General features: G+C 47.7%; 27 protein-coding genes and 1 pseudogene. 16 read left to right on the forward strand and 12 right to left on the reverse strand.

Going from position 1 to position 23474, the window contains the following annotated elements; all coding sequences use genetic code 11:
- The first annotated feature begins 46 nt into the window (after window positions 1-46).
- From WJM45_RS04940 to WJM45_RS04980, 9 genes are all read left to right on the forward strand, one after another.
- Window positions 47-1291, forward strand: a complete 1245-nt coding sequence (locus WJM45_RS04940; protein ID WP_341327869.1) for an ATP-binding protein — start codon at window positions 47-49, stop codon at window positions 1289-1291.
- Window positions 1275-2642 carry a sigma-54 dependent transcriptional regulator gene (locus tag WJM45_RS04945; protein ID WP_341327870.1) on the forward strand — a complete coding sequence of 456 codons (1368 nt, stop codon included), beginning with the start codon at window positions 1275-1277 and terminating at the stop codon, window positions 2640-2642. Before WJM45_RS04940 ends, WJM45_RS04945 begins: the two co-directional genes overlap by 17 nt.
- 56 nt (window positions 2643-2698) lie before the next feature.
- Window positions 2699-3022: a flagellar hook-basal body complex protein FliE gene (gene fliE / locus WJM45_RS04950; RefSeq protein WP_341327871.1), complete on the forward strand. Its 324-nt coding sequence runs from the start codon at window positions 2699-2701 to the stop codon at window positions 3020-3022.
- Window positions 3023-3039: 17 nt separating this feature from the next.
- A complete protein-coding gene (gene fliF, locus WJM45_RS04955; RefSeq protein ID WP_341327872.1) occupies window positions 3040-4788 on the forward strand; it encodes a flagellar basal-body MS-ring/collar protein FliF in 1749 nt (582 codons plus the stop codon).
- Window positions 4781-5791 (forward strand): flagellar motor switch protein FliG, encoded by a 1011-nt coding sequence (fliG, locus tag WJM45_RS04960; protein ID WP_341327873.1) that lies wholly within the window; start codon window positions 4781-4783, stop codon window positions 5789-5791. The genes fliF and fliG overlap by 8 nt, the downstream gene beginning before the upstream one ends.
- Window positions 5778-6497, forward strand: a complete 720-nt coding sequence (locus WJM45_RS04965; RefSeq protein ID WP_341327874.1) for a flagellar assembly protein FliH — start codon at window positions 5778-5780, stop codon at window positions 6495-6497. Before fliG ends, WJM45_RS04965 begins: the two co-directional genes overlap by 14 nt.
- Complete coding sequence (gene fliI / locus WJM45_RS04970; protein ID WP_341327875.1) at window positions 6494-7921, forward strand: flagellar protein export ATPase FliI; 1428 nt, start codon at window positions 6494-6496, stop codon at window positions 7919-7921. Before WJM45_RS04965 ends, fliI begins: the two co-directional genes overlap by 4 nt.
- A 112-nt stretch (window positions 7922-8033) precedes the next feature.
- Entirely contained in the window at window positions 8034-8483 is a 450-nt protein-coding gene (gene fliJ, locus WJM45_RS04975) for a flagellar export protein FliJ (protein WP_341327876.1), read from the forward strand.
- Between the two features lie 30 nt (window positions 8484-8513).
- Window positions 8514-10667: a flagellar hook-length control protein FliK gene (locus tag WJM45_RS04980; protein ID WP_341327877.1), complete on the forward strand. Its 2154-nt coding sequence runs from the start codon at window positions 8514-8516 to the stop codon at window positions 10665-10667.
- Window positions 10668-10986: 319 nt separating this feature from the next.
- Here WJM45_RS04980 and WJM45_RS04985 read toward each other — a convergent pair whose 3' ends face one another.
- Complete coding sequence (locus WJM45_RS04985; protein WP_341327878.1) at window positions 10987-11532, reverse strand: Slp family lipoprotein; 546 nt, start codon at window positions 11530-11532, stop codon at window positions 10987-10989.
- Between the two features lie 421 nt (window positions 11533-11953).
- Between WJM45_RS04985 and bamE the strand changes: the two genes are divergently transcribed.
- Together bamE and WJM45_RS04995 are read left to right on the forward strand one after the other, a co-directional pair.
- Entirely contained in the window at window positions 11954-12295 is a 342-nt protein-coding gene (bamE, locus tag WJM45_RS04990) for an outer membrane protein assembly factor BamE (protein WP_341327879.1), read from the forward strand.
- Between the two features lie 11 nt (window positions 12296-12306).
- Entirely contained in the window at window positions 12307-13233 is a 927-nt protein-coding gene (locus tag WJM45_RS04995; RefSeq protein ID WP_341327880.1) for a 5'-nucleotidase, read from the forward strand.
- Here WJM45_RS04995 and WJM45_RS05000 read toward each other — a convergent pair.
- The 3 genes from WJM45_RS05000 to epmB form a co-directional block, all read right to left on the reverse strand.
- Window positions 13205-13441 (reverse strand): hypothetical protein, encoded by a 237-nt coding sequence (locus WJM45_RS05000; protein ID WP_341327881.1) that lies wholly within the window; start codon window positions 13439-13441, stop codon window positions 13205-13207. The genes WJM45_RS04995 and WJM45_RS05000 overlap by 29 nt on opposite strands.
- Window positions 13434-14723: a hypothetical protein gene (locus WJM45_RS05005; protein ID WP_341327882.1), complete on the reverse strand. Its 1290-nt coding sequence runs from the start codon at window positions 14721-14723 to the stop codon at window positions 13434-13436. Before WJM45_RS05005 ends, WJM45_RS05000 begins: the two co-directional genes overlap by 8 nt.
- 266 nt (window positions 14724-14989) lie before the next feature.
- The gene (gene epmB, locus WJM45_RS05010; protein ID WP_341327883.1) at window positions 14990-16012 is read right to left on the reverse strand and encodes an EF-P beta-lysylation protein EpmB; all 1023 of its coding nucleotides are present in this window, start codon (window positions 16010-16012) and stop codon (window positions 14990-14992) included.
- A 102-nt stretch (window positions 16013-16114) separates the two neighbouring features.
- On the opposite strand from epmB, the gene efp reads away from it, so the two are divergent.
- The 3 genes and pseudogenes from efp to WJM45_RS05025 all read left to right on the forward strand — a co-directional run.
- Window positions 16115-16684 (forward strand): elongation factor P, encoded by a 570-nt coding sequence (gene efp, locus WJM45_RS05015; RefSeq protein WP_341327884.1) that lies wholly within the window; start codon window positions 16115-16117, stop codon window positions 16682-16684.
- The gene (epmA, locus tag WJM45_RS05020; protein ID WP_341327885.1) at window positions 16684-17667 is read left to right on the forward strand and encodes an EF-P lysine aminoacylase EpmA; all 984 of its coding nucleotides are present in this window, start codon (window positions 16684-16686) and stop codon (window positions 17665-17667) included. Before efp ends, epmA begins: the two co-directional genes overlap by 1 nt.
- 386 nt (window positions 17668-18053) lie before the next feature.
- Window positions 18054-18638: pseudogene (locus WJM45_RS05025) on the forward strand (IS3 family transposase); the annotation flags it as partial.
- A gap of 465 nt (window positions 18639-19103) precedes the next feature.
- On the opposite strand, the gene WJM45_RS05030 reads toward WJM45_RS05025, so the two are convergent.
- From WJM45_RS05030 to WJM45_RS05065, 8 genes are all read right to left on the reverse strand, one after another.
- Window positions 19104-19658 carry a hypothetical protein gene (locus WJM45_RS05030; protein ID WP_341327886.1) on the reverse strand — a complete coding sequence of 185 codons (555 nt, stop codon included), beginning with the start codon at window positions 19656-19658 and terminating at the stop codon, window positions 19104-19106.
- A 220-nt stretch (window positions 19659-19878) separates the two neighbouring features.
- Complete coding sequence (locus WJM45_RS05035) at window positions 19879-20322, reverse strand: hypothetical protein (protein ID WP_341327887.1); 444 nt, start codon at window positions 20320-20322, stop codon at window positions 19879-19881.
- A gap of 12 nt (window positions 20323-20334) precedes the next feature.
- Window positions 20335-20631, reverse strand: a complete 297-nt coding sequence (locus WJM45_RS05040; protein WP_341327888.1) for a hypothetical protein — start codon at window positions 20629-20631, stop codon at window positions 20335-20337.
- 213 nt (window positions 20632-20844) lie between these two features.
- Window positions 20845-21042, reverse strand: a complete 198-nt coding sequence (locus WJM45_RS05045; RefSeq protein WP_341327889.1) for a type II toxin-antitoxin system HicA family toxin — start codon at window positions 21040-21042, stop codon at window positions 20845-20847.
- A complete protein-coding gene (locus tag WJM45_RS05050) occupies window positions 21043-21279 on the reverse strand; it encodes a DUF1902 domain-containing protein (RefSeq protein ID WP_341327890.1) in 237 nt (78 codons plus the stop codon).
- A gap of 307 nt (window positions 21280-21586) precedes the next feature.
- The gene (locus WJM45_RS05055; RefSeq protein ID WP_341327891.1) at window positions 21587-21886 is read right to left on the reverse strand and encodes an addiction module antidote protein; all 300 of its coding nucleotides are present in this window, start codon (window positions 21884-21886) and stop codon (window positions 21587-21589) included.
- A 159-nt stretch (window positions 21887-22045) separates the two neighbouring features.
- Complete coding sequence (locus tag WJM45_RS05060) at window positions 22046-22336, reverse strand: type II toxin-antitoxin system RelE/ParE family toxin (RefSeq protein ID WP_341327892.1); 291 nt, start codon at window positions 22334-22336, stop codon at window positions 22046-22048.
- Window positions 22337-22367: 31 nt separating this feature from the next.
- Window positions 22368-22613 (reverse strand): type II toxin-antitoxin system Phd/YefM family antitoxin, encoded by a 246-nt coding sequence (locus WJM45_RS05065; protein ID WP_341327893.1) that lies wholly within the window; start codon window positions 22611-22613, stop codon window positions 22368-22370.
- A 377-nt stretch (window positions 22614-22990) separates the two neighbouring features.
- Here WJM45_RS05065 and WJM45_RS05070 point away from each other — a divergent pair, with 377 nt between their 5' ends.
- Both WJM45_RS05070 and WJM45_RS05075 read left to right on the forward strand, forming a co-directional pair.
- The gene (locus tag WJM45_RS05070; protein ID WP_341327894.1) at window positions 22991-23137 is read left to right on the forward strand and encodes a hypothetical protein; all 147 of its coding nucleotides are present in this window, start codon (window positions 22991-22993) and stop codon (window positions 23135-23137) included.
- Window positions 23138-23298: 161 nt separating this feature from the next.
- Window positions 23299-23433, forward strand: coding sequence for a hypothetical protein (locus WJM45_RS05075; RefSeq protein ID WP_341327895.1), 135 nt, complete (start codon window positions 23299-23301; stop codon window positions 23431-23433).
- Window positions 23434-23474: the final 41 nt, after the last annotated feature.

Here is a 23474-nt window from a genome sequence, read left to right on the forward strand (position 1 = left end):
CGTATTTTGCTTTAATCTGATTGAGCCATTCCGGAGCGATCAGTCTATGTCTTCATCAACGATTTCACAATCCCACAATAAAACCGAACAACTCGCCGATGCCTTTCGATTATTTAACGAGTTATCTCAAGATTTGACGGTTTCCTATCAAAATTTGGAACGGCAAGTCGCGAAGCTGAACGAAGAGTTGGCCGCAGCACGTAGCGAGAGACTTAAAACGCTATTGGAAAATGAAAAAATTGCGGCCCGTTTACGGCAAATACTCACCGCTTTGCCGGCCGGTATTTTGATTATCGAGCCTTCCGGCAAAGTCGCCGATTATAATCCCACAGCGCTCGAATATTTAGATGAGCCATTATTGCAAAGGCCGTGGTCTGAAGTAGCCGAGCGCAGTCTTAAAGCGGTTTCCGAGAATCCCCACGAGCGACAATTGCCGAACGGTAAGCGTGTCGGCTTGAGTTATAACGCATTGACTGAAGGAGCGGGACAACTGGTCTTGTTATCCGACGTAAGCGAAATGCGGGCCCTGCAAGATTTGGTCGATCGGCAAAATAATTTATCGGCCATGGGGGAAATGATCGCGAGCTTGGCCCATCAAGTCAGAACGCCGTTATCAACCGCTATTTTGTATGCTTCGCAAATGTCAAGGCCTGGTTTAGGCGAGAACAAACGGCAACAATTTTCAAGCAAGATTCTCGAGCGCCTGCATTATTTAGAAAGACAGGTAAACGATATGCTGATTTTTGCGAAGGAAGGTCGTTTGTCGATGGCGACTTTCGCGCTGCATGACTTGCTCGGCAATGTCGAAGACGCAATGGCGGACCGCTTGGCAGCCTGCAACTCTGTTGAATTTAGCATCAACAATGAGGCGGGTTTCGAGATATTGACAGGTAACGAGCCGGCGTTACGCGGTGCGATTATGAATTTATTGAACAATGCTCTTGATGCCTGTGCCGGAAAAGGCGTTGTCACGTTGACAGTGGTTCGGTCTTCACGACAAAAACTTATCTTTACCGTTCGCGATACCGGGCCGGGCATTGAAAAAGCTCTTTATAAAAGGGTTTTTGAACCCTTTTATACCACAAAAAGCAGCGGCACAGGTTTAGGGCTTGCCGTTGTCGACAGTGTCGTTAGAGCGCATCACGGCAAGGTGAGTTGCGACTCGGTGCCGGGTATGGGGGCTGTGTTTGAATTGGAGATGCCGATTGCCTGGGAGACGAAACCGGCGTTACCCGGCGGGTTTTCAGGAAGGCAAGCTAAGTTCGAGGAGTTATATGATGAAGCAATATGATGTATTGATTGTCGAAGATGATCCCGATCTATGCGAGGCGCTGTCGGATACGCTAGAACTTGAAGGATACCGGGTATTAGCGGCGCATAATGGAACGGAAGCATTGGCAAAGCTCGGGCGTAATCGAGTAAAGTTGGTTGTAAGCGACGTGCAAATGCCGGTGATGGACGGTTTCGAGCTGTTGCGCAATATAAACGCTCTGTATTCGGGGCTTCCGGTATTGTTGATGACGGCTTATGGAACTGTGCCTAAAGCGGTTAGGGCGATGCGGCAAGGAGCAGTCGATTATTTGGTTAAGCCTTTCGAGGCTTCGGCTTTAATCGATAAAGTTGCCGCATTCACCGTTACCGATGCGCCGGCTGCGGATTTTACGATAGGGCCGGATCCGGCGATGCAAAAACTTTATCGCTTGATAGAGCGCGTAGCGCAAACCCAAGTCACGGTGTTGTTGCAGGGAGAAAGCGGTACCGGTAAGGAGGTTGTGGCACGCGCCATACACGAGCAATCGCCGTATCGCGACGGACCCTTTGTCGCGGTCAATTGTGCCGCAATTCCGGACAATATGTTGGAAGCGATGTTGTTTGGCTACGAAAAAGGTGCTTTTACCGGTGCGGTGCAATCGATGCCGGGGAAGTTCGAGTTGGCTCAAGATGGAACATTGCTGCTGGATGAAATCGCCGAAATGGATTTGGGTTTACAGGCTAAATTACTGCGCGTCTTACAGGAAAAAGAAGTGGAACGCATCGGCAATCATAGAAAGATTGAATTGAACGTCAGAATTTTGGCGGCAACCAATCGAAAATTGAAGCAATCTGTCGAGCAGGGCCTGTTTAGGGAAGATTTATATTATCGTTTAAGTGTATTTCCACTGAGGATACCGGCATTACGAGAGCGCCCCGGCGATATTTTGCCTTTGGCTATCGAGTTGTTGCGGCGTCATGGTTTCGACGCGGCGTGTGAAGCCGTTTTCGATCGTGAAGCAATAGATAAAATGCAAGCTTATTCATGGCCGGGAAATGTAAGAGAATTGGAAAATGTGATGCAGCGAGCTTTGATTTTAAAAAGCGGTAAGCGAATCGCAGTAGAAGATTTAATCTTCGAGGAGAATGTAGACCTGCATGCCATGTCTGAATACTTCAATGAAAACGCTTGGGTCGATAGCTCCGAAGACACATCTTCTTTAGGCGATCAAGTACGTTCGGCGGAGGAAAAAATGATCCTGCAAACATTACTGACCGAAAACGGTAGCCGTAAAACCACGGCCGAAAAATTGGGTATTAGTCCTAGAACACTACGCTATAAAATTGCCAGAATGAAAGAATCCGGCATTGCTATTCCTTGTTCGGCCTGATGGCTCGGATAATGCTAGTTTTTTTGGAAGTCGTGTCGAAATAATTGAGAAATGTCATGAGTGAGATGAATGTCAATCAGGTGCTGGCGCAAATGCGTCAGATGTCTATCGAAGCCGGAGCAGGTGTCAAGCCGCGAGCGTTGGAAAGTAGCGATCAGGCTAACTTCGCTTCGTTGTTGAAACAATCGATCGACTCGGTGAATACGCAGCAAGCAACAGCGAGTGCGATGTCGACAGCATTTGAAACCGGAGAATCGGATGCTAGCTTGGCCGAAGTGATGGTAGCCATGCAAAAAGCCAGCGTGTCTTTTCAAGCCATGGTTCAGGTTAGAAATAAACTGGTCGATGCCTATAAAGATGTCATGAATATGCCGATGTAGATAGGCAGTGAATTAAGATGAGCGAGCAAGGTGCAAATGAATTAGTCGGAACATCCACACCCCAGACACGGGAAGTGGATACTGGTAATCCGTTGTTGAAAGGTTTGGCTGGGCTGACAATGGCTCGTCAGATAGGTTTGATGCTCGGATTTGCTTTCAGTGTTGCGGTGGCCGTGGCGATCGTGCTGTGGTCGCAAGAACCCTCCTATAATTTATTGTTTGCCGGCATCGCCGAAAAAGATGCGGCGGAAATTATCGAGGCTTTAGATAAAGAAGGCGTTAAGTACAAAGTCGAGTCCGGTTCGGGAGCAATCATGGTCCCGGGGGCCGATGTTCGCGAATTAAAATTAAGATTGGCTGCTCAAGGCTTACCGCGCAGCACCAGCTTAGGTTATGAATTACTCGATCAAGAACAAGGCTTCGGCACCAGCAAGAATATCGAACAAATGCGTTTTCAGCGAGCATTGGAAGGTGAAATTGCGCGAACGATCATGACTATTCAAAGTGTTAAGGCGGCAAGGGTGATATTGGCGATGCCAAAACAGTCGGTATTCGTTAGGCAGCAGAAAAAACCCAGCGCCTCGGTCATGGTCAACCTATATCCCGGCAGAACCTTGGATAAAGGACAAATCGAATCGATTATTCATCTAGTCGCTTCCAGCGTTCCCTTAATGGAAGCAGGGCAAGTGACGGTCGTCGATCAAACCGGGCGTTTACTCAATGCTAAAGGAACCGATTCCGATATCTCACTGACTTCAAAGCAGTTCGAATACAAGAAAAATATCGAAGAACATTTAATGGCGCGCATCGAAAATATTTTGACGCCATTGGTCGGCGCCAACGGTTTACGTACGCAAATATCGGCCGATGTCGACTTTTCCGTGACCGAAAGAACCCAAGAAATGTTTAACCCCGACCTGCCGGCGCTACGAAGTGAGCAGACTCAGGAGGATCTCAGTTCCATGGGCGCCATTCAGGGTGTGCCGGGGGCGTTGACTAACCAGCCGCCACCCGCCGGTATAGCGCCTGAAGTGGCAGCCGGTGAAGGTGCCGAAACGCCGGCGGGATCGTCAGGATCTTCCAGCAAGAGCGCCACGAGGAATTACGAGCTCGATAAAACTATCACGCACACTCGTCTTGCTAGCGGTGTGCTCAAACGATTGTCCGTGGCCGTAGTTGTCGATAACCGTTCTGTCGTTCGCGAAGATGGGAGTATCGCCAGCGAACCTTATCCTCAAGAAGATATCATTCGTCTGAGTAACTTGGTTAGGCAAGCGGTCGGTTTTGATAGTAGCCGCGGCGATCAAGTGACCGTATCCAATGTTGCGTTTAGAGTCGCGGATGAACTTGAAGCATTGCCCGATGCGCCGCTTTGGGAGCAAGCTTGGTTTATCGACGCCTTAAAGCAGTTGGCGGCTGCTGCGGTTATTTTATTTTTGATTTTCGGTGTTTTAAAGCCGACCATGCAGGGGTTGATAGGCCGTACTGAAGAAGAACGGAAAGCCGCGGCATTAGCGCTGGCAAAAGCGGAAGCCGAAGCCATGGGCGGTGCCGTAGCATTCGACGAGAAAGGCGTGCCTTACGCGGTGCCTGCCGATGAGGCCGCGAAGAAGCAGCTTGGGCTGTCTTCCGAGACCGAAGATCTGTTGCTGCTGGAAGCGCCGCAGAGTTACGAGAAACGGTTGGAGTATGTACAAAAATTAGTTGACGAAGATCCTCAATTAGTCGCGCAGATCGTTAAGAATTGGGCTAAGCAAGATGTCTGAGAAAGAACTCGATTTGACTTATCCTCAGCGTGCAGCGCTGCTGCTTTTAGCGGTTGGGCAGGATCGAGCAGCGGCGGTGCTGAAGCACATGGGACCTAAAGAAGTGCAACTGATCGGGTCTACGATGGCAGGGCTTGGCGCTATTTCACCGGAAATGGTGGATGCCGTGCTTGAAGAGTTCATTACTCGAATCAAGGATGAAACCGGCTTGGGTATTAATTCGGATGAGTTTATTCGCAACATGCTGACGGGAGCCTTAGGCGCTGATAAGGCGGGAAGTATCATCGATAGAATTCTACTCGGCGCTAACAGCAAAGGGATTGAGCAATTGAAATGGATGGATACGCGGTCGATTGCCGACCTAATACGTCTGGAGCATCCACAGATTGTCGCGATCATTTTATCGCTATTGGATAGTGACCAGGCTGCCGATGTTTTAGCCTTATTACCGGAAAACATGCGTTCGGATATTCTAATGCGAATTGCGACGATGGAAGGTATACAGCCGGCGGCATTAAAGGAATTGGATGAAATCATGGAAAAACAATTGACGGGCAGCGATGGCATGAAGTCGTCATCGGTCGGCGGCGTCGATACCGTGGCAAATATTTTGAATTTCATGGAAGGTTCGGTTAGCGAGCAGATCATGGAAGATATCAATGATAATAATGCCGTATTGGGGCAGGAAATCATGGATAAAATGTTTGTCTTCGAGGATCTCGCGACGGTTGACGATAGAGGCATTCAAACGCTATTGCGAGAAATATCGACCGATCGCTTACTGCTGGCATTGCGTGGAGTCGATGACAGCTTGAAAGCTAAAATATTCGGCAATATGTCGCGTCGAGCCGCCGAAATGCTGAAAGACGATCTAGAGGCGGCGCCGCCGGCGAGACTCAGCGAGGTCGAAGCGGCGCAGAAAGAAATACTCGGTATCGCGAAGAAGTTGGCCGATGCCGGAGAAATCATGCTAGGCAGCGGCAGTGGCGATGAGCTCGTCTAAACAGTCGGGTTTCACCGATGACGAACTGGAGGCATTGCGCCTTTGGGACATGCCCGATGTATCGGGACGCGAACCCGCGAAATCAAGCGAAGGAGATAAAGCGCGCAGTCCGCTGTTGACCGTTCAAGATATTGAAGCGATGCAACAGCAAGCCTATGAGGAAGCTTTTGCCAAAGGCAAAGAAGAAGGTTTTACGCAAGGTTACGAAGAAGGGCAGTCGCAAGGTTACGAGGAAGGTTTGAAAAAAGGGTATGACGAAAACGTGGATCGACTGCGAGAACAAGGTTTGCAATTAGCTGAAATATTGGAGACGCTCAGCGAGCCTTTGAATGCACTGGATGAAGAAGTCGAAAAAGAGTTGGTGGATTTATCGATAGCGATAGCTAAACAGCTGGTTCGCCGAGAAATTAAGTCGGATCCGGGGCAAATTGTGGCTACGGTTAGAGAAGCCGTCAATGTATTACCTATCGCAACGCGGGAAATAACACTAACTTTACATCCTGAGGATGCGGAATTGGTACGATCGGTGTTTTTGTTGAATGAACGTCCGGCGCCTTGGGATATCAAAGAGGATCCTCTGCTCAGTCGCGGCGGTTGCCATGTGGATGCGGAGCAGTCTCATGTGGATGCTTCGGTCGAAAGACGTCTGGCGACCGTTATTGCTCAAGTGCTCGGCGATGAACGGGTTAGGGACGAAGCATCATGAAGTCTTCACTAAATCGAAACGAGATTTGGCTCGGTAAATTAAAACCTTACGCCAAGCGGTTGGTTCAGCCTCCGGAGCTGATCGTGGAAGGCAAGTTATCCAGAATGGTCGGATTGACACTCGAGGCTGTCGGTTGTAGAGCTCCCATAGGTTCTCGTTGCCAAGTGCAAACCAAAACGGGTAGGGTTATTGAGGCCGAAGTCGTCGGTTTTTCCGGCGATCGCTTATTTCTAATGCCGACCGGTGATCCATATGGTTTGGAGCCCGACTGCCGCGTCATTCCGATGAACAAGGAATATTTGGCCAGAGTCGGTTTTAGCTTGCTGGGTCGAGTATTGGATGGGGCGGGTAATGCTTTGGATGGTAAGGGACCCCTGAAGACCGATGCGCAAGTCTCGTTAACCGGTGTTCCGGTCAATCCGCTTAGCCGAAAGCCGATTCGCGAAGTGCTCGATGTCGGTGTCAGAGCGATCAATGCCTTATTGTGTGTCGGACGAGGGCAAAGGATGGGCTTATTTGCCGGAACCGGCGTCGGCAAGAGTGTTTTGCTGGGGATGATGACTAAGTTTACCAATGCCGACGTCGTGGTGGTGGGGCTTATTGGTGAACGGGGGCGTGAGGTTAACGAATTTGTACAAAAAATTCTGGGCGCCGAGGGGCTTAGTCGCTCTGTCGTTGTTGCGACGCCGGCAGACTATCCGCCATTGATGCGGGCGAATGGAGCGTTGCTTGCGACCAGTATTGCCGAATATTTCCGCGATCAGGGCTTGGATGTTTTACTGCTGATGGATTCGTTGACTCGTTATGCTCAAGCCCATCGAGAAATCGCGCTCGCAATCGATGAACCGCCTGCCACTAAAGGTTATCCGCCATCGGTATTTGCTAAGTTGCCTCGGTTAGTCGAGCGGGCCGGAAACGGCGATGAAGGCGGCGGCTCGATTACGGCTTTTTATACCGTGCTGACCGAAGGCGACGATCCCAACGATCCCGTAGCCGACTCGGCTCGCGGCGTATTGGATGGGCACATCGTGCTAACGCGAGAGCTGGCGGAGTCGGGGCATTTTCCCGCCATCGATATCGAGGCATCGGTTAGTAGGGTTTTGCCGGATATCGTCGATGACGATCATTTACGAATGGTGCGAAAATTGAGAGGTCTGTATTCGCTGTATCAGCAAAACAGAGATCTCATCAGCGTCGGCGCATACAAACCCGGCTCAAATCCGAATATCGATTTGGCGATTGAGAAAATACCGGCGATTAGGAATTTTTTGCAACAAGACATGAATGAACCGGTGGACCTGAGTCGAAGTATCTTGGAATTGTCCGATTTGCTTGGGAATGAGGGTGAAAGGGGAAAGGGGAAAGGGGAAAGGGGAAAGGGGAAAGGGGAAAGGGGAAAGGGGAAAGGGGAAAGGGGAAATTAGAGCTTGACAAGTGGTTAAAATGCCACGCTATTCACCGCTAACCGCTCCTGAGTCAGGATAGTTGTTCAAGTTATTTCATGCGCGATTCTTAACTCCGGTAGTTATCAATAAAATGAAAAAATCCGAACGCCTGAAAACGATTGTCGAGTTGAATGTTGTCCAGGAGAAAAAAGCCTTGGAAACCTTCGGGCAAGTGCAAAAAAAACAAGTTCAATTGCAAATGCAGCTCGACCATTTGATCAATTATCGTCAGGAATATCAGGAAAAATTCGACGCTTTCTGTAAAACCGGCGCTAGGGTCGGACAATTGCTGGAGTTTAAGTCTTTTTTGGATAAACTCGATCAAGCGATTAACGGACAAGAGCAAGCGCTGCATTCATTGGAAACGGAACTCAGTCGGGTGCGCGGAAATTGGATAGGACTGCATAATCGAACTAAGAGTCTTTCGAAATTATTTGACGCGGCACAAGCCGATGAAGTTAAACAATCAGATAGACGCGAACAAATCGAACAGGATGATAGAGTGGCTTCAGGGCGGCGCGGCGGCACGAAAAATGCCTGATAAATCCGTAACAGTTAAGAGGGAAAGTATATGAACGCTTTAAATTTATTGACGATGCTATCCGGTTCAATCGGCAAAGAAAATTTAAGCCGGCTTTTTCAGGGAGAAGATAAAGCATCCGGTGGCTTTGCCGAAACCTTGATGGCTCAGATCGGTCTGCTCGCGCAACCCGAATCGCAGGAAAATTTAACGTTGCCAATGACTGATTTAGCGGAATTAACCGAACAATTAACGCAGTTGACAAGTTTTGATTCCGAACGAATGAGTTCGACCATGCAAAATGTTGCCGGTTTATTGGGCAATAAATTGCCGGTTTCGGGCCATTTCGATCAAGAAATCGATCTAGAGAAAACCATGAAGACGTTAAGTGAAGTACTCGCTCATATTGAGGCCGCGACCGAGTCGTTGGCTAATGCGACGGATATGTTCGGTAATATGGAGCGGGTCGAAGCGGATGAAGCGAGGTTGCTCGATCATACTTCTGTGGAAATCCCTGCTGCCATTCCTGTAGCTACGATGCTTCTGAACATTATCGAAAACCCGGATAAGACGATACTGGCGGTCGATGCAAATACTAAGTTGCCGATTGAGAATCAGGACGGCACCGGGATTACCGATGCTGAAGTAAATATTCCTAAGTTAATTAGAGATATATTGCAAACAACGAAGAGGCTTGAGCGCACCGTTCTGAAAGATACGCAAGCCATGCCGGTAACGACGTTGCCTCCGAACATTATCGAAAACCCGGATAAGACGATACTGGCGGTCGATGCAAATACTAAGTTGCCGCTTGAGAATCAGGACGGCACCGGGATTACCGATGCTGAAGTAAATATTCCTAATTTAATCAGAGATATATTGCAAACAACGAAGAGGCTTGAGCGCACCGTTCTGAAAGATACGCAAGCCATGCCGGTAACGACGATGCCTCCGAACATTATCGAAAACCCGGATAAGACGATACTGGCGGTCGATGCAAATACTAAGTTGCCGCTTGAGAATCAGGACGGTACCGGGATTACCGATGCTGAAGTAAATATTCCTAATTTAATCAGAGATATATTGCAAACAACGAAGAGGCTTGAGCGCACCGTTCTGAAAGATACGCAAGCCATGCCGGTAACGACGATGCCTCCGAACATTATCGAAAACCCGGATAAGACGATACTGGCGGTCGATGCAAATACTAAGTTGCCGCTTGAGAATCAGGACGGCACCGGGATTACCGATGCTGAAGTAAATATTCCTAATTTAATCAGAGATATATTGCAAACAACGAAGAGGCTTGAGCGCACCGTTCTGAAAGATACGCAAGCCATGCCGGTAACGACGATGCCTCTGAACATTATCGAAAACCCGGATAAGACGATACTGGCGGTCGATGCAAATACTAAGTTGCCGATTGAGAATCAGGACGGCACCGGGATTACCGATGGTGAAGGAAATATTCCTCAGTTAATCAAGAATCTATTGCAAAAAGGAGAAGAGTTGAGCAATGGCAAGTCGCTGGTCGAAGAACAGCGTCTTGCTGGGGAAAGCAAAGTATCGACTGACGGAAAGGTTGTTGACCTGCATGCCAAGACCGAGTCAAAAACCGCAAGTATCGAGAAAAAATTAGCGCCTACTACGGCAGTTGAAAAACCGGTTCCGAAAATGGCGTTGGATATGGCTCAATTACATCGGCAAATTGCCGGTCAAACAAAAATCGAAGCACCGGCTATGAGCAAGCCGATTGCGCATCCCGAATGGGACCAGGAACTAGGCGAACGTATTGTTTGGATGAATAATCGGGCCATGCCGTTTGCCGAACTTAAACTAAATCCTCAGCATCTCGGGCCTATTTCAATTCGTATCGATATGAATCAGGATCAAACTACAATCGCATTTTCAGCTCAACAAGCGGCAGTAAAAGAAGCCATAGAAGCCGCGATCCCGAAGTTACGTGAAATGATGGGAGCTCAACAGTTGAATGTAGCTGAGATAAGCGTGACTCAAGCTTCGCTTAACGAACAAGCTAAGCTACCGGGATTTGGTCAAGCCGCTCAACAGCAAAACGAAGGCGGACAGAAAAATAGCCGTGGAACCAAGGTTTTTGAAAACTCGGACAGTGCGGCTAATACTAGCGAAGATGTCGATAATGCAAATGCGTTGGCCAGTTCAGGAATATTGAATATTTTTGCATGATCCTGAATTCGGCAGTTTAACCATGAAGCACATGAAGTTCATGAAGGATTCCAAGAACTTACCAAATCCTTCTCGCTAACCTTTTTGGTGAGCGAAAGTTCTATACAAACGCGTAATAAGCTATTGAATTAACTTCCTATTCTTCATGATCTTCATGGTGAAATGCTTTTTCTAGGATGATGGGTGAGTAATTTGTTAGTTGAATCCGCGTAATTCTATAGAGCACGGTTGGCGAGTCATAGAGTCCTTCATGCTTCGACTTGGCTTGGCGCGAACGGTATATTTTCCGGTGCATTAAGCGTTTATGCCGAAATTGGAATTAATACCACGGAAAATAAAAACGAGGACGATAGCGGTAGTATCCGTAAGGATAAAAGCCCCAGGGATAAGGGCCGTAACCGAAACCTGCGCCGAAATCGCAGCGGCAATCTCTTTGAGTGCGTTCCGGCCAACGATGAATCGTTTGGACTTCGATGACGGGGACGGTCAGCGATTTGTTGCCGATTTTAAGCGAATCGCTGCCTTTTAGTGTGCCGGCGGCTGTGATTTGGGTATTTTTACGGTAAACGGCAGGGTCGTAAAATTCGGGAGTTTCCAGGATGAATCGACCTGCGGTTTCTTGGTCGGTTTGCGGTCTTCCGAATCTGTCTAACGGGTAATGAAGAATCTGTAGTCGGCTAAGGTTTTCCTCGTTATCGACTTGGATGATCGTGCCGCCCCAGCGTATTCGGTGATTTTTATAGGTGTCGATATGATCGATGGTTTCGGTATATTGAATGTCCGGCACCGGTGCGTTTTGTATTGCCACGGGCAGGCTGGAGCATCCCGGTAAGATGAATGCGCAAAAGAGGGTAAACCATTTCATAGCCTGGGCTCACGGTGTTTATTGATATTTTTTTCAGACCTTTTTTTTAACGTCAAATTCATTTTAGACTGATTTTCTCATCATTTCGACGAGTGAGTGTTTACGACTTATCAGCGGACGCCGTTTCAAGGTGTTTAGTCGCGGTTTTTTAGGATTCGGTCATAAATATACCCATCGCAGATCAAGATTCGGCACCACGGCGTCCAGTTAAGCGAGTTACCGAACCCGTTACAAAACTCATAGCTCCAGGAAGTTATTTTTCACGAAATCCTTAGGACTTAAGTAAATAAAATTCATAAAAGCCTTGTAAACAGTTAATATGGCTCAATATTTAAATACGGCTTTCGCGGTGGAATTATGCCGAATAATGGCTTTTCCATGCTGTTTTATCAAATTATTTAATCGACTAGGATCAATTGCTATGAAAAACGTTGGTTTATCTTCTTTACGGGCTTTGAATTTAGGCCTCATGTTGTTTGCCGGTTCGATAGGTGTCGCGGGGCTTTCCGGTTGTATGACAGCTGGTAAGGATTTTGCCGTATCGCGAGTGATGGATCTAAAAATCGGCGAAACGACTCAAAATCAAGTACGGGAAATGTTTGGTCAGCCATGGCGGATGGGCATGGAGGACGGTCGCCACACTTGGACGTACGGAAAATATAAATATTCTTTATTCGGGCCAGCCGAAACCGAAGATTTAGTCATTCGCTTCGACAATAACGGCATTGTTCGGTCGTATACCTTCAATACCAGTAAAAAATAAGCGCCGATGATATGACGGCGCCGATCGAGATCACGCATCAAAAGCTGGTTGTTGCGGTTTCATCCCGGGCTTTGTTTAACTTGGACGAATCGCACCGTATTTTCGAAACGGAAGGCAAAGAGGCTTTTTGCCGTTACCAGATCGAACATGAGGATGAAATACTGGAGCCCGGTTTCGGTTATGAACTGGTCAAAAAGTTTCTGGCGTTGAACGCCATCAGCAAAAGCGGCCCGATTGTCGAAGTGATCTTGCTGTCGCACAACAGCGCCGATACCGGTCTTAGAATTTTTAATTCGATTGCGCATCATAAACTCGATATTTCCCGCGCGGCGTTTACCAGCGGCGTTTCACCTTACGAATATATTCGAGCGTTCGGCGCGCATTTGTTCCTTTCATCGAATGCGGTTGACGTCGCTAACGCCTTGGCGGCCGGTTATGCGGCCGCGACGATATTGTCGGGTTCTTCGCTGAAAAAGTCTCATGATCAATTGCGCATCGCGTTCGACGGCGACTCGGTATTGTTTTCGGACGATTCCGAGCGCATTTATCAAGAGCGCGGTCTAAGCGCATTTACCGAAAACGAGTGCAGCCAAGCCAAAAATCCACTGCCCGGCGGTCCTTTCAAGGAGTTTTTGAGTACATTGCATCGTATCCAGGCTCAGTTCGACCCGGATGCCGTGCCGATTCGAACGGCTCTAGTGACTGCAAGGGGTGCGCCGGCTCACGAGCGGGTGGTTAGGACGCTTAGACTTTGGGGGGTCAGAATCGATGAGGCTTTGTTTTTAGGCGGCATGCCGAAAGGTCCTTTTTTGGATGCTTTCGGTGCGGATATCTTTTTCGACGATCAGCAAGGTCATTGCGAATCGGCTGCCCGGCATGTTGCCGCGGCTCATGTGCCGCATGGTGTCGCTAATCGGAAACGATCCGATAATACATGAATTGTTCCTCGGCTTCGATCAGCTTGTTGAGATAATAACGTTTCTCGAGAGGTTCGGCCCGGGCCAGCTCGTCTCCAGTCGAATATTTGCCGGGCGGCAATAAAATGGTTTCGATTTGTGACGGCGTACTGATCAATAAGGCTTCGATAGTCGTTGTTTGAATGCGGAATTGAACGGAATTGGGTTTTCCCGGCAATATTTCAATCAAGAACTGTTGTATAGGGGATGAGCTCTTGATTTTTTTTTCGGATTATGCCAATGCTAGGCATTTTTTGTTGATTGTAGAGTAAAATCGGTTGGCCGGCAGTGAGTCCTTCGTTCTTTGCATGGCCTAAAATATACTGCGTAAACTTCGTCTGTTGGATATTGATCCATTCAACTTTAATGCTTTTGCCGCTATCTTGGGATAGATGAAGTTGGCGAGGACTTAGCATTTTGAATTCACTTTCCATCGGCACGAGTTCCATTTTGCTCAGAACCTCGGCCTTAGCCATAGGGCCGCCCAATCGATGGATTTTAAAAATTCTTTCAAGGTGCTTGAGCCGTTCGCATATTGGGGTTATATCAGCGGTATAACAATAAGCTTCGGGCTTTGATAGTATCACTGAATCGAGAATGTCTTGATAGCCGCTTATTTTTTGGCGTAAAGTGAAATAAAAATCGTCTTGCCCCTCCATTTCCGGTGCGAAGTTTGATAGATGCTGCGCAACTGCTTCGGTGTTGAAAATAAGGCTGTTTTCGTCAGGTATGGCAGGAGTGTCTTGATGCAAGGTTTTATTGCAACCGTCCCAGTAAAAGTTATAAGACGGATTTAGTGATTTTTCGAATGCGACTAAATCGGCAATGCGATCGGCGAGATCGAAATACCCGATGATTCGTTCCGCAGGTGCTGGGTAAGGATCGAATAATGCGAACAACAGATTGCGTTTTAACACCGACGATATCGATTTATGCGCTTTAAATGCCGGAATTTTGCTCGTTAACGAAATAGGTATTAATTGTTCGTTGCGTGCGATTTGATAAAGTTCTCCCGTCTTTTGCCAAAGCGTCGAGGAATTCCGCTCCGAAATCAATGTATTTGTCCGCATTGTCAGTCCTGCGATTTGCATGGCCGTAAAGATGGCATGAGCCTTGCATTTTTCGTTTAAGGATTGGGCAGTAGATGCATGGCAGTAGGCAAGGCAGTGGCTACGTAACAATTGACTACTGAGTCTGGCAAGTTTGCGGGATTTTGGCTTGACCGAGCCTTCGTCGATGATTGATGGTAATAATGATGAGATCAAATTATCGGAAATAAGTAAGACCGACGGGGTCAAGATATCGAGTACGGCCAGCAAGTCTTTGTTGCCGAGTCGAATATGCGGTATTTTTTTTAATGCCGCATAAAACGTTGCGCCTGAGGCAATGGAGTCTTTAACGTCGAGTCGACTCAACCAGTCGGCTACCGCGTCTTGTTCTAACGTAAAAGGAAATGATTCAGATTGTTTCATCGTATCCGATTTTGATGATTCATTAAGCTTTTACATTGTAGACCCTATGGCTATTTCCGTTGAGAAATTATCCGCACTTCGTCCATGTAAATTTTAGTAATTGTTTCAAAATAATTACCCGGTTTTATCGGCCAGTATCAGGTAACGCTTCCAGAAGACGCCGTGAATATATCCCTATAGGCTTGGGCGCGGCGTCCATGCCGCGCACACTTCTTCCAGCGTTACCTGATACGAGCCAAATCGGGAAATAAATTTTGGACACTTACTTAAAGTACACGTTCCGATGCTTCGATTGGTTTTTTGTATGGCGCCCCAGCTACTTCCCGCACCAATTTCGGCACTAAATAACCCGGCAGGCTTTTTTGCAAGGTTTCGTATAAGGCCAAAGTTTCCCCATTGGAAACTTCAAAATGCCCGGTACCGTTCGCTTTATCGAGGCAATGCAAATAGTAAGGCACGATGCCGTTGCGGAACAAAGTTTCGCTGAGCCGGCAGAGTTGTTCGGCATTGTCGTTGATGTTTTTCAGCAACACAGCCTGATTGAAGAGCATGATGTCGGCATGCTTGAGTTTACGGCTGGCGGTCTCGACGGCGGGACTTATTTCGTTGGCATGATTGCAGTGCATGACGATCGTAACGCTTGGCCGTGCGGTATTCAGGGACTTGATGAATTCATCAGTGATTCGCGATGGCAGCACGATAGGGATGCGGCTATGAATGCGGATGCGGGTTAGATGTTCGATCGCATTGAGCTGCTCGATGAGTTCGGCAAGACGGCTATCGCTTAATAACAACGGGTCGCCGCCGCTGAGAATGACTTCGGTTATGCTCGGATCATTGCGGATAAATTCGATGGCCCGGTTTTGTTTTTGGCGTCCGAGTTGGTAATCGGCATACGGAAAATTTCTACGGAAGCAATATCGGCAGTTGATCGCGCAGGTTCCGGTATTGATCATTAATACCCGGCCTTGATATTTGTGCAAAATATGGTTTTCGCGGATAGCCATGAGATCGCCGACCGGATCGTCGTTGAAGCCGGGGTAGGCGAGGGTTTCGTCGTGAACCGGCAATACTTGAAGCAATAAAGGATCGGCAGGGTCGTTTTTATGCATGCTTTCGGCAAAGCTTTTCGGTACTTTCAGTGAAAATTGCTTCGCGGCTTGTTCCGATATCGGTAATTTTTTTGGGTCGAGTTCCAAAAACGCGCAAAGCGCTGCGATAGTCGTGAAGGCTTCGGCAAGCTCTTGTTGCCAGGAAATTTTCGGGATATACGGAGGGTTTTGGGTCATCGGGTACGATTTCGTGTTTCTAACAGTTCGGGCGTCTATTATAATGGCGAGCTTTTATTTTAAATTAATTCTTTATTCTTAATTGGCAGTCGTGAGGAAAATATGGCCACATTTAGTACCAATGAATTTAAAGCCGGGTTGAAAGTTATGCTGGACGGCGATCCCGCCGCAATTATCGAAAACGAATTCGTCAAGCCGGGAAAAGGCCAAGCATTCAACCGGGTTAAGATCAGAAATCTGAAAACCGGACGAGTCATAGAAAGAACGTTTAAGTCGGGAGAGTCTTTAGAAGGCGCCGATGTGGTCGATATCGAGATGCAATACCTCTATAACGACGGTCAATTTCGTCACTTCATGGTTCCCGATACTTTTGAGCAATATCAGGCTGATGAAAAGGCTGTCGGCGATGCCGGCCTTTGGCTCAAGGATCAGGATATGTGTACCGTGACGCTATGGAACGATGTTCCTCTTTCGATCATGCCGGCCAATTTTGTCGAATTGGCGATTACCGAAACCGATCCGGGCGTCCGCGGGGATACTTCCGGTGGCGGTGGCAAACCGGCAGTTCTGGAAACCGGTGCGGTCGTTCGCGTGCCGTTATTCGTGCAAACCGGCGAAGTGATCAAGGTCGATACTCGTACCAGCGAGTATGTTTCGCGTGTCAAAGAATAGTGATATCGGACGATTGGCGACCGACCGGTTCGTTGGAGCATTTGCGTCAGCGGGCGCGAATGCTGGCTGCGATTCGCCGGTTCTTCGACGAGTCGAATGTACTCGAAGTTGAAACACCGCTCCTCTGTCACGGTATCGGCACGGACCCGCAGTTAGCCTTTTTCAGTACCGAGTTTAGCTTTCATCCGAATCGCCAAACGCTGTATTTACAGACTTCGCCCGAATTTGCGATGAAGCGTTTGCTGGCAGCCGGTTATGGTTCGATTTACCAAATCTGTAAGGCTTTCAGAAACGGCGAGTCCGGCCGTTTTCATAATCCCGAGTTCACCTTGCTCGAATGGTATCGAGTCGGCTTCGATTTATTTCAATTGATGGCGGAAATCGATCGGTTGATACAGGTTGTCGCGAAGCCGTTTAGAGCACTTAAGCAAACGCATGCCGTTAATTACCAAGAAATCTTTCGAAATTATACCGGCCTTGACCCGCTAACTTTTTCGGCCAGCATTTACCGGGAATTTGCCGAAAGCGCAGATCTACCGGAGGCCGTTTCGATTTGTGAAAACGATCATGCGCTGTGGCTGGATTTTCTTTTCAGTCATTGCGTGCAACCTCATCTGGGAGAAGACCGGTTATGCATGGTTTACGGATTTCCGGCCTGTCAATCGTCGCTCGCGCGCCTGAACGCCGATAATCTCGCAATAACCGACCGGGTCGAGGTCTTTATCGACGGTGTGGAATTGGGTAACGGTTTTTACGAGCTGTGTAATGCCGACGAGCAAGAGGCTCGTTTCGATAAGGAAATCGAATTTAGAGCTTGCAATGGGCTGCCGCCTGTTGACAAAGATCGGCGCTTCTTACAGGCGCTCGAATCGGGGTTGCCCGATTGTTCCGGGATGGCGATCGGTTTGGATCGTTTATTGATGGTGATGGCCGGAGCCGAGTCGATTGGGCAGGTTTTGGCGTTTCCTGTCGATAGGGCTTGATGGAAAAAGATTCAAGGGGAAGGGTTCAAGGTTCAAGGTGAATGGTGTTCTCGCTGTTTCCCAAGCTCCAGCTTGGGAAAGAGATACGCGAAGCTCTAGCTTCGCGCTACAAAGTGAAAGGGAAGGGTTATTAAGTTCTTACATTGCTAGCTTTGGCCGCAACTCAAAATCGATATGGACATTAACACGACAAGACATCGCGCTTGACGTATCGATATTCAAACAACGGCACAGTATGGTTTGAGAGATGAGAGCCTTATGAATCGAGGAAATTCGCTATAATGTAACGAATTTACTCCAGTCTCAGGGACAGTTTTTTATTCTCTGTAGTCCGGATGGAGCAAAGCGCAATCCGGGAGCTCGGAGCCACGCCGTTCCCGTATGGTCTGATGGCGAAGATGGGCTTGGAAGCGATCTATCCCAAGCCCAATACCAGCCAAAGTCACCCGGAACACCGAGTCTATCCGTATTTGTTAAACGACTTGGCGATCAAGCGGCCGAATCAGGTCTGGAGTACCGACATCACCTATGTCCGGCTCGCGCAAGGCTTTGCCTACCTGGTGGCCGTGATCGATTGGTATAGTCGTAAAGTCTTGGCCTGGTGCTTATCCAACACGATGGAAACCGGTTTTTGCCTGGATTGCCTGGATTGCCTGGAAGCCGCGTTACGACACGGGCAACCGGATATTTTCAATACCGACCAAGGCAGCCAGTTTACCAGCCGGGAATTTACCGGGCGCTTGACAGAGGCCGGGATACGAATCAGCATGGATGGCCGTGGACGGGCGTTGGACAATGTCTTTGTAGAGCGCTTATGGCGGAGCGTCAAGTATGAAAATATCTATGTCAAAGGCTATGAAACGATGACCGAAGCCCAAACCGGACTGGCCGAGTATTTTCAGTTTTACAACGAAACGAGGCCTCATCAGAGCCTAAATTACGCGACACCGTATGAAGTCCATGGCGACTAGCAGCCATGGCGCGTGGCGGGCCTGTGGACAAAGCGTGAATGTCCTTCGGACCGTGTGGATAAGCTGATGGAAAACTGCCGTAGCAGTTTCCCACGAGCTTAACCACACTCATTCACCCTTTGCCCACAGGCCCGCCATGAACCGAAAGTGGATGATTAAAACGCCTGCGGCGCAATAATTATCAAATATTTATTTTTTTAAAGAGCAGGTTCCACCTTAAATTAGAGCATTTTCTGTATTGACGTTGGGGTCCACTTTAAACCAATCTAGGGGATGAGGGGATGGCCGAATATTTACCAAGAAATTTAGTAACCCTTTGATTACTTGCGTTCATTTCGTGATCTAATTGCCGAATTTAGGTTATATCTGTCGTCGTCCCGTAAAAGATTGAGGCGCGGGGCTGGTTATTCAACTCGCCCTGAACGTTTTGGTTTGCTTTGGGCGTGGTCGAAACGATCAGAAATATTAAATTTCATCATAATATTTTTTTCTTCTATTCTTGGATTCTTCATAACTCTTTAAAGACTTAAGAAGTACCACTCCATTATTAATGTTTTCAGCATATTTACTTATAATCAATATTTCATCTTTACCTGTAACGGTACAGGTTTCATTTTCAAACTGTGCACCAAATCTATTCTGTACTTTTGAACTCTGGCATTTTAACTCAGGATATTTTTTCCGATATGCTTCTTTTAAATCTTCAAACCTCCTCGGTCCTATTTGAATATAAACAGCCTCAACCTTATCATTAGTGTCAAAATCAAACATAGGTTTTACCTTTATGCCATGCAATCTCACTTTACCTGAATAGTCGTCAAATTCACCATATTCAGCATAACCAGGAACTTCGCATTTATTCATTCCAATTGAAAAACCAATAAGATTTACCTTTGCTTTTTCAGTTTTATTACATGGTTTATGCGTTTCAGAAGCAATATTTGTTGAAAATGATTGGTGTGATTTACCCGCACATCCCATCAGCATTGTAAACAAAACCAAGATTAATCTTTTATTCATTTTATTTTCCTTTTCATCAATAAAAACACAAGTTCTCTCTGATCGCGTATTTCGAAAAATACACTAACCTAGGTGCGAATTTTCGCATATCTTTTCCGCATTTAGGCATTTTTGTGTAGTAAATTTCCCGAAAAACGGCTTTATTGCGGGAATCTTTGCATTTTTCTTCCAGAATTGTTTCCCAGAGGAAGATTTTTAGAAAAATCCTATTAAACACAGTTTAATGTGCTGCTTTTTCCTCTGTCACACCCACTGTTTCGGCATATTGCTTAGACACTTTTAATCGTGGCGATATCAGATGTCTGGCATAGGCTTCCTCGAGTTTTTTGTCGCCGTACTTAGTGAATTTAAGCGGCATTCGGTTACCGGGTTGATTGCGTAGATACATCGTGCTCGAGGGTTTTAAATTAAGGTCGTGCGCGTGGAATCTCAGTATTCTTAGAATCCGGTTGGCCTTGGCAAGATTGCAGCGTATGGCTTTTTCCAAATAAGGCAATCGGCCCCGGCGCCAGGCGGCGATGTCCGTCTCCGTCAAGATCTCCATTTTTTGGAACAGTTGGGCCGGAGCGACATAGCCTTGTTCGGTCAGTAATTCCGCCGTTGCCTTGACGATGCGGAGATAGAATTTATCCGTGCGGTAATTTCCGACCGTGACTTTTTTCATTGCCAGAGCCCATTAACTGGTAATGATAAACCTGACCGCATCGAGTCTTAATTGCGCGTCTTGAATATTTTCGTGCAAGAGCATCGCGGTTTCTTTCTGGAATTCGATTTCATCTTCGCGAATCGACGGATTGACTTGTTTTAGCCGAGTCAGCCGTTTGATTTCACCGGTCATCGTTTCCAGCATGGTTTTTTGACTGTCTGCAATCAACCGGTTCATTTGCGCTTGGGCGTTTTTTTCGGCGATGTCGAGCAGGGTAGTCAGGTGTTTTCGTTGGCTGTTCAAAAAAGCGACGATCTGTGTTTTCATAGTTCCTACGCTCTGCGTTGGAATGCATCCCGGGACGCTCTGCGTCCCCAGAGGCCGATAATCCCGACAAAAGCAACAAGAAACTCTCTATAGTATCTCAATCCAATTGCCCGCCGCAGTCGACGCAGAGCGTCTAAAGCGGCATTCCCACGCAGAGCAGGGGAACGAGCGTTTTGTGGGGATACTTCAGACCCTGACCTCGAATATTCTCGTTCAGAATTGTTTTGGTAAACCGGCTTGTTTCAATACTGCGTTGGCGGTGTGACGGGATTTGATTTTTGAGTTAACGGGAAAGTGCAATCCGGTATGTGGAGAAAACCAGATATCGTGGTCGCCTTTGCCTGGCCTTACAAAATAACAGCCTGCGTTTTGCAAGATTTTTTTCAGGTCCGGAGTAAAACTAGCAACCATTTAAGCTGATATCCGGTGAACAACCGAGAGTTTTCTGGCAAGAAGCTCGAATGGGACATCGGGGCCATCTGGATAGCCATTTGCATCTAGTAGATCGGGAATCATATATTCGAGCTTGGTTGAAAGCTGTTCAAGTGTTGTCGCTTCGGTTGCCAAGCCAGGCACATCATCTGAAGTTGCAACCCATACACTTGCTTCTTCGTCCCACTCAGCACGGATGAAAAGAATTTTCAGCATAATTGTCTCCTGTGTTTACTCCAGCAATTCTAGCCTGAATGTGGAAACTACTCACCCACAAAATGAATGGTAGTGCCTCACATTGAGGGCCTTAGGTTGGTGTGAGGCAACGAACCCCAACAGTTTAACCGTTTTGGCATTTGTGGGTTGCTGATGGTTTTATTGGTCGCGTTGTCGGTTGGCTGGTGGCGGGGCGGTTGTCGTGTTGGGTTCCTGCCGTCAACTTACGTTCTATCAATTTTTATCTATAGCAAATTGTTTTATAAAGCTATTTTGTGGGGATGCCTCAGGATCTGATCCCTTTTTTCTAGGCCACTTGTGCATGCAGCTTAACTCCCAGTGCTCGGCACACTTTGACTATCGTGTCGAAGCGAGGACTGGCATTAGGGCGCAGAGTCTTATAAAGCGCATCACGCGTCAAGCCGGAAGCCTTGGCAATTTGAGTCATGCCACGGGCGCGCGCAATACGGCCCAGCGCATCCGCAAAAGCAGCGGGATCATCCTCTTCCAAAACAATCGTCAGATACTTGGCAATGGCTTGGTCATTATCCAAATGCTCGGTAATGTCGAAATCGGGTAAGTCGGCAATTTTGATTTTATCGGTCATGGCTCAGTCCTCAATAGTGGCGGCCAATGCAATGGCCTTGGCAATATCGGCGACTTGACTGGATTTGTCGCCGCCACCAGCCGGCTTAACATCGCCCAGGTGCCTTTTTGCGCTTTTTTTAGAATTTCACGAAATTTCGCGTTTGCCAATCAGTATTCCTTATGGGTTCAGGATGCTCTGAATATCCCGTGAGCCATGGAGAATACGAATAACCTCGATGCCCGATGCAGTGATGCGATAGAAAATGAGATAGTTTTCAACCGGAAACTTATTCAGACCGCAATATTCCTTTCTTTGAACACCGAGCGTTGGCGTTTGCGCCAACACATCGCACTTTTGTTTCAGATGCCGCATATAGTGTGTGCCCGTCTTTGGTTTATCCAGGCTGATATGGTCCTTGATGTTTTGTAAGTCTTGTCTTGCAAGCTGTGTAAAACTGACTGTTGCCATGAAATGACGATCCTTGGCGAATGGGGGGGGGTTAGACAAGACCGGCAAAGGCTTCATCGCTGTCGAGCAATTCTCCCTGATCCGCTTGCTGAATTCCGGCAGACAAATCCCGTTGCAGAGCTTGCAGTTTTAACGCCTCATACGCTTCATATTCATGTTCGGACATGATGACCGCCACCGGGCGGCCTTTTTTCTCGATCATGACTGGATGCCGTTGGGCAGCATCCAACAAAGCCCCGAAATGGGTTTTGGCTTCGGTTGATGGAATGGTTTTCATCGCTTCTCTCTTGTATTGATTAAAATAATCATCTTAATCACTATAGTTAAAATCTTCCTTTGTTGACAAGAAAAATCTCGAATATTCAGGGTCAGAGTCTGAGGTATCCACACAAAACGCTCGTTCCTATGCTCTGCGTGGGAATGCCGCTTTAGACGCTCTGCGTCGATTGCGGCGGGCAATTGGATTGAGAAACTGTAGAGAGTTTCTTGTTGCTTTTGTCGGGATTATCGACCTCTGGGGACGCAGAGCGTCCCGGGATGCATTCCAACGCAGAGCGTAGGAACGATGAAAAGGTGTAATTTGTGGGGATACCTCAGGGCCAGAGTAACTTTATGCTTCAACCCGTAACCCGTAACCCGTAACCCGTAAGGTAGATGAATCGTAAAGTGGGTTCCGCCGCCAGGCAATCCACCATCTGCGGCGCCTCGGTGCTTCGTTTGGCATGGCGGTTTGCTAGCGCGAAAGCGGCCTACGCCTTAAATCCAGGGTTGCCGAGCATCAAAGGCTCGATAGCACCGTAGCCCGGATGGAACGCAGTGCAATCCGGGAAATTCGAAGCCACGCCTTTCCCGTATTCCGCTGGCGCTGCATACGGGCTACGAAAGATTTCATTGGGGCTAGGCTGAAGTACGGTCTAACCGTCATTATCTGCTTTGTCGTTTCCTAAACGTTACGAAGGGGCTTGCAAATCTCGTTCAGCATCCAGGAGTCCGGTAAAACCGGCTTCTTACTACTTTATACGGCAGTCGCCGTGACGCCGATCGAAAAAAAAATCGCTGCCGAAGTGCGGGTTCATGCCGGCTCATACGTCTTATAGGGATATGATCCAACGAACACTCTCACTCGTCCTTGTTATAC

This window comes from Methylotuvimicrobium sp. KM2 (assembly GCF_038051925.1).
GTDB lineage: Bacteria > Pseudomonadota > Gammaproteobacteria > Methylococcales > Methylomonadaceae > Methylotuvimicrobium.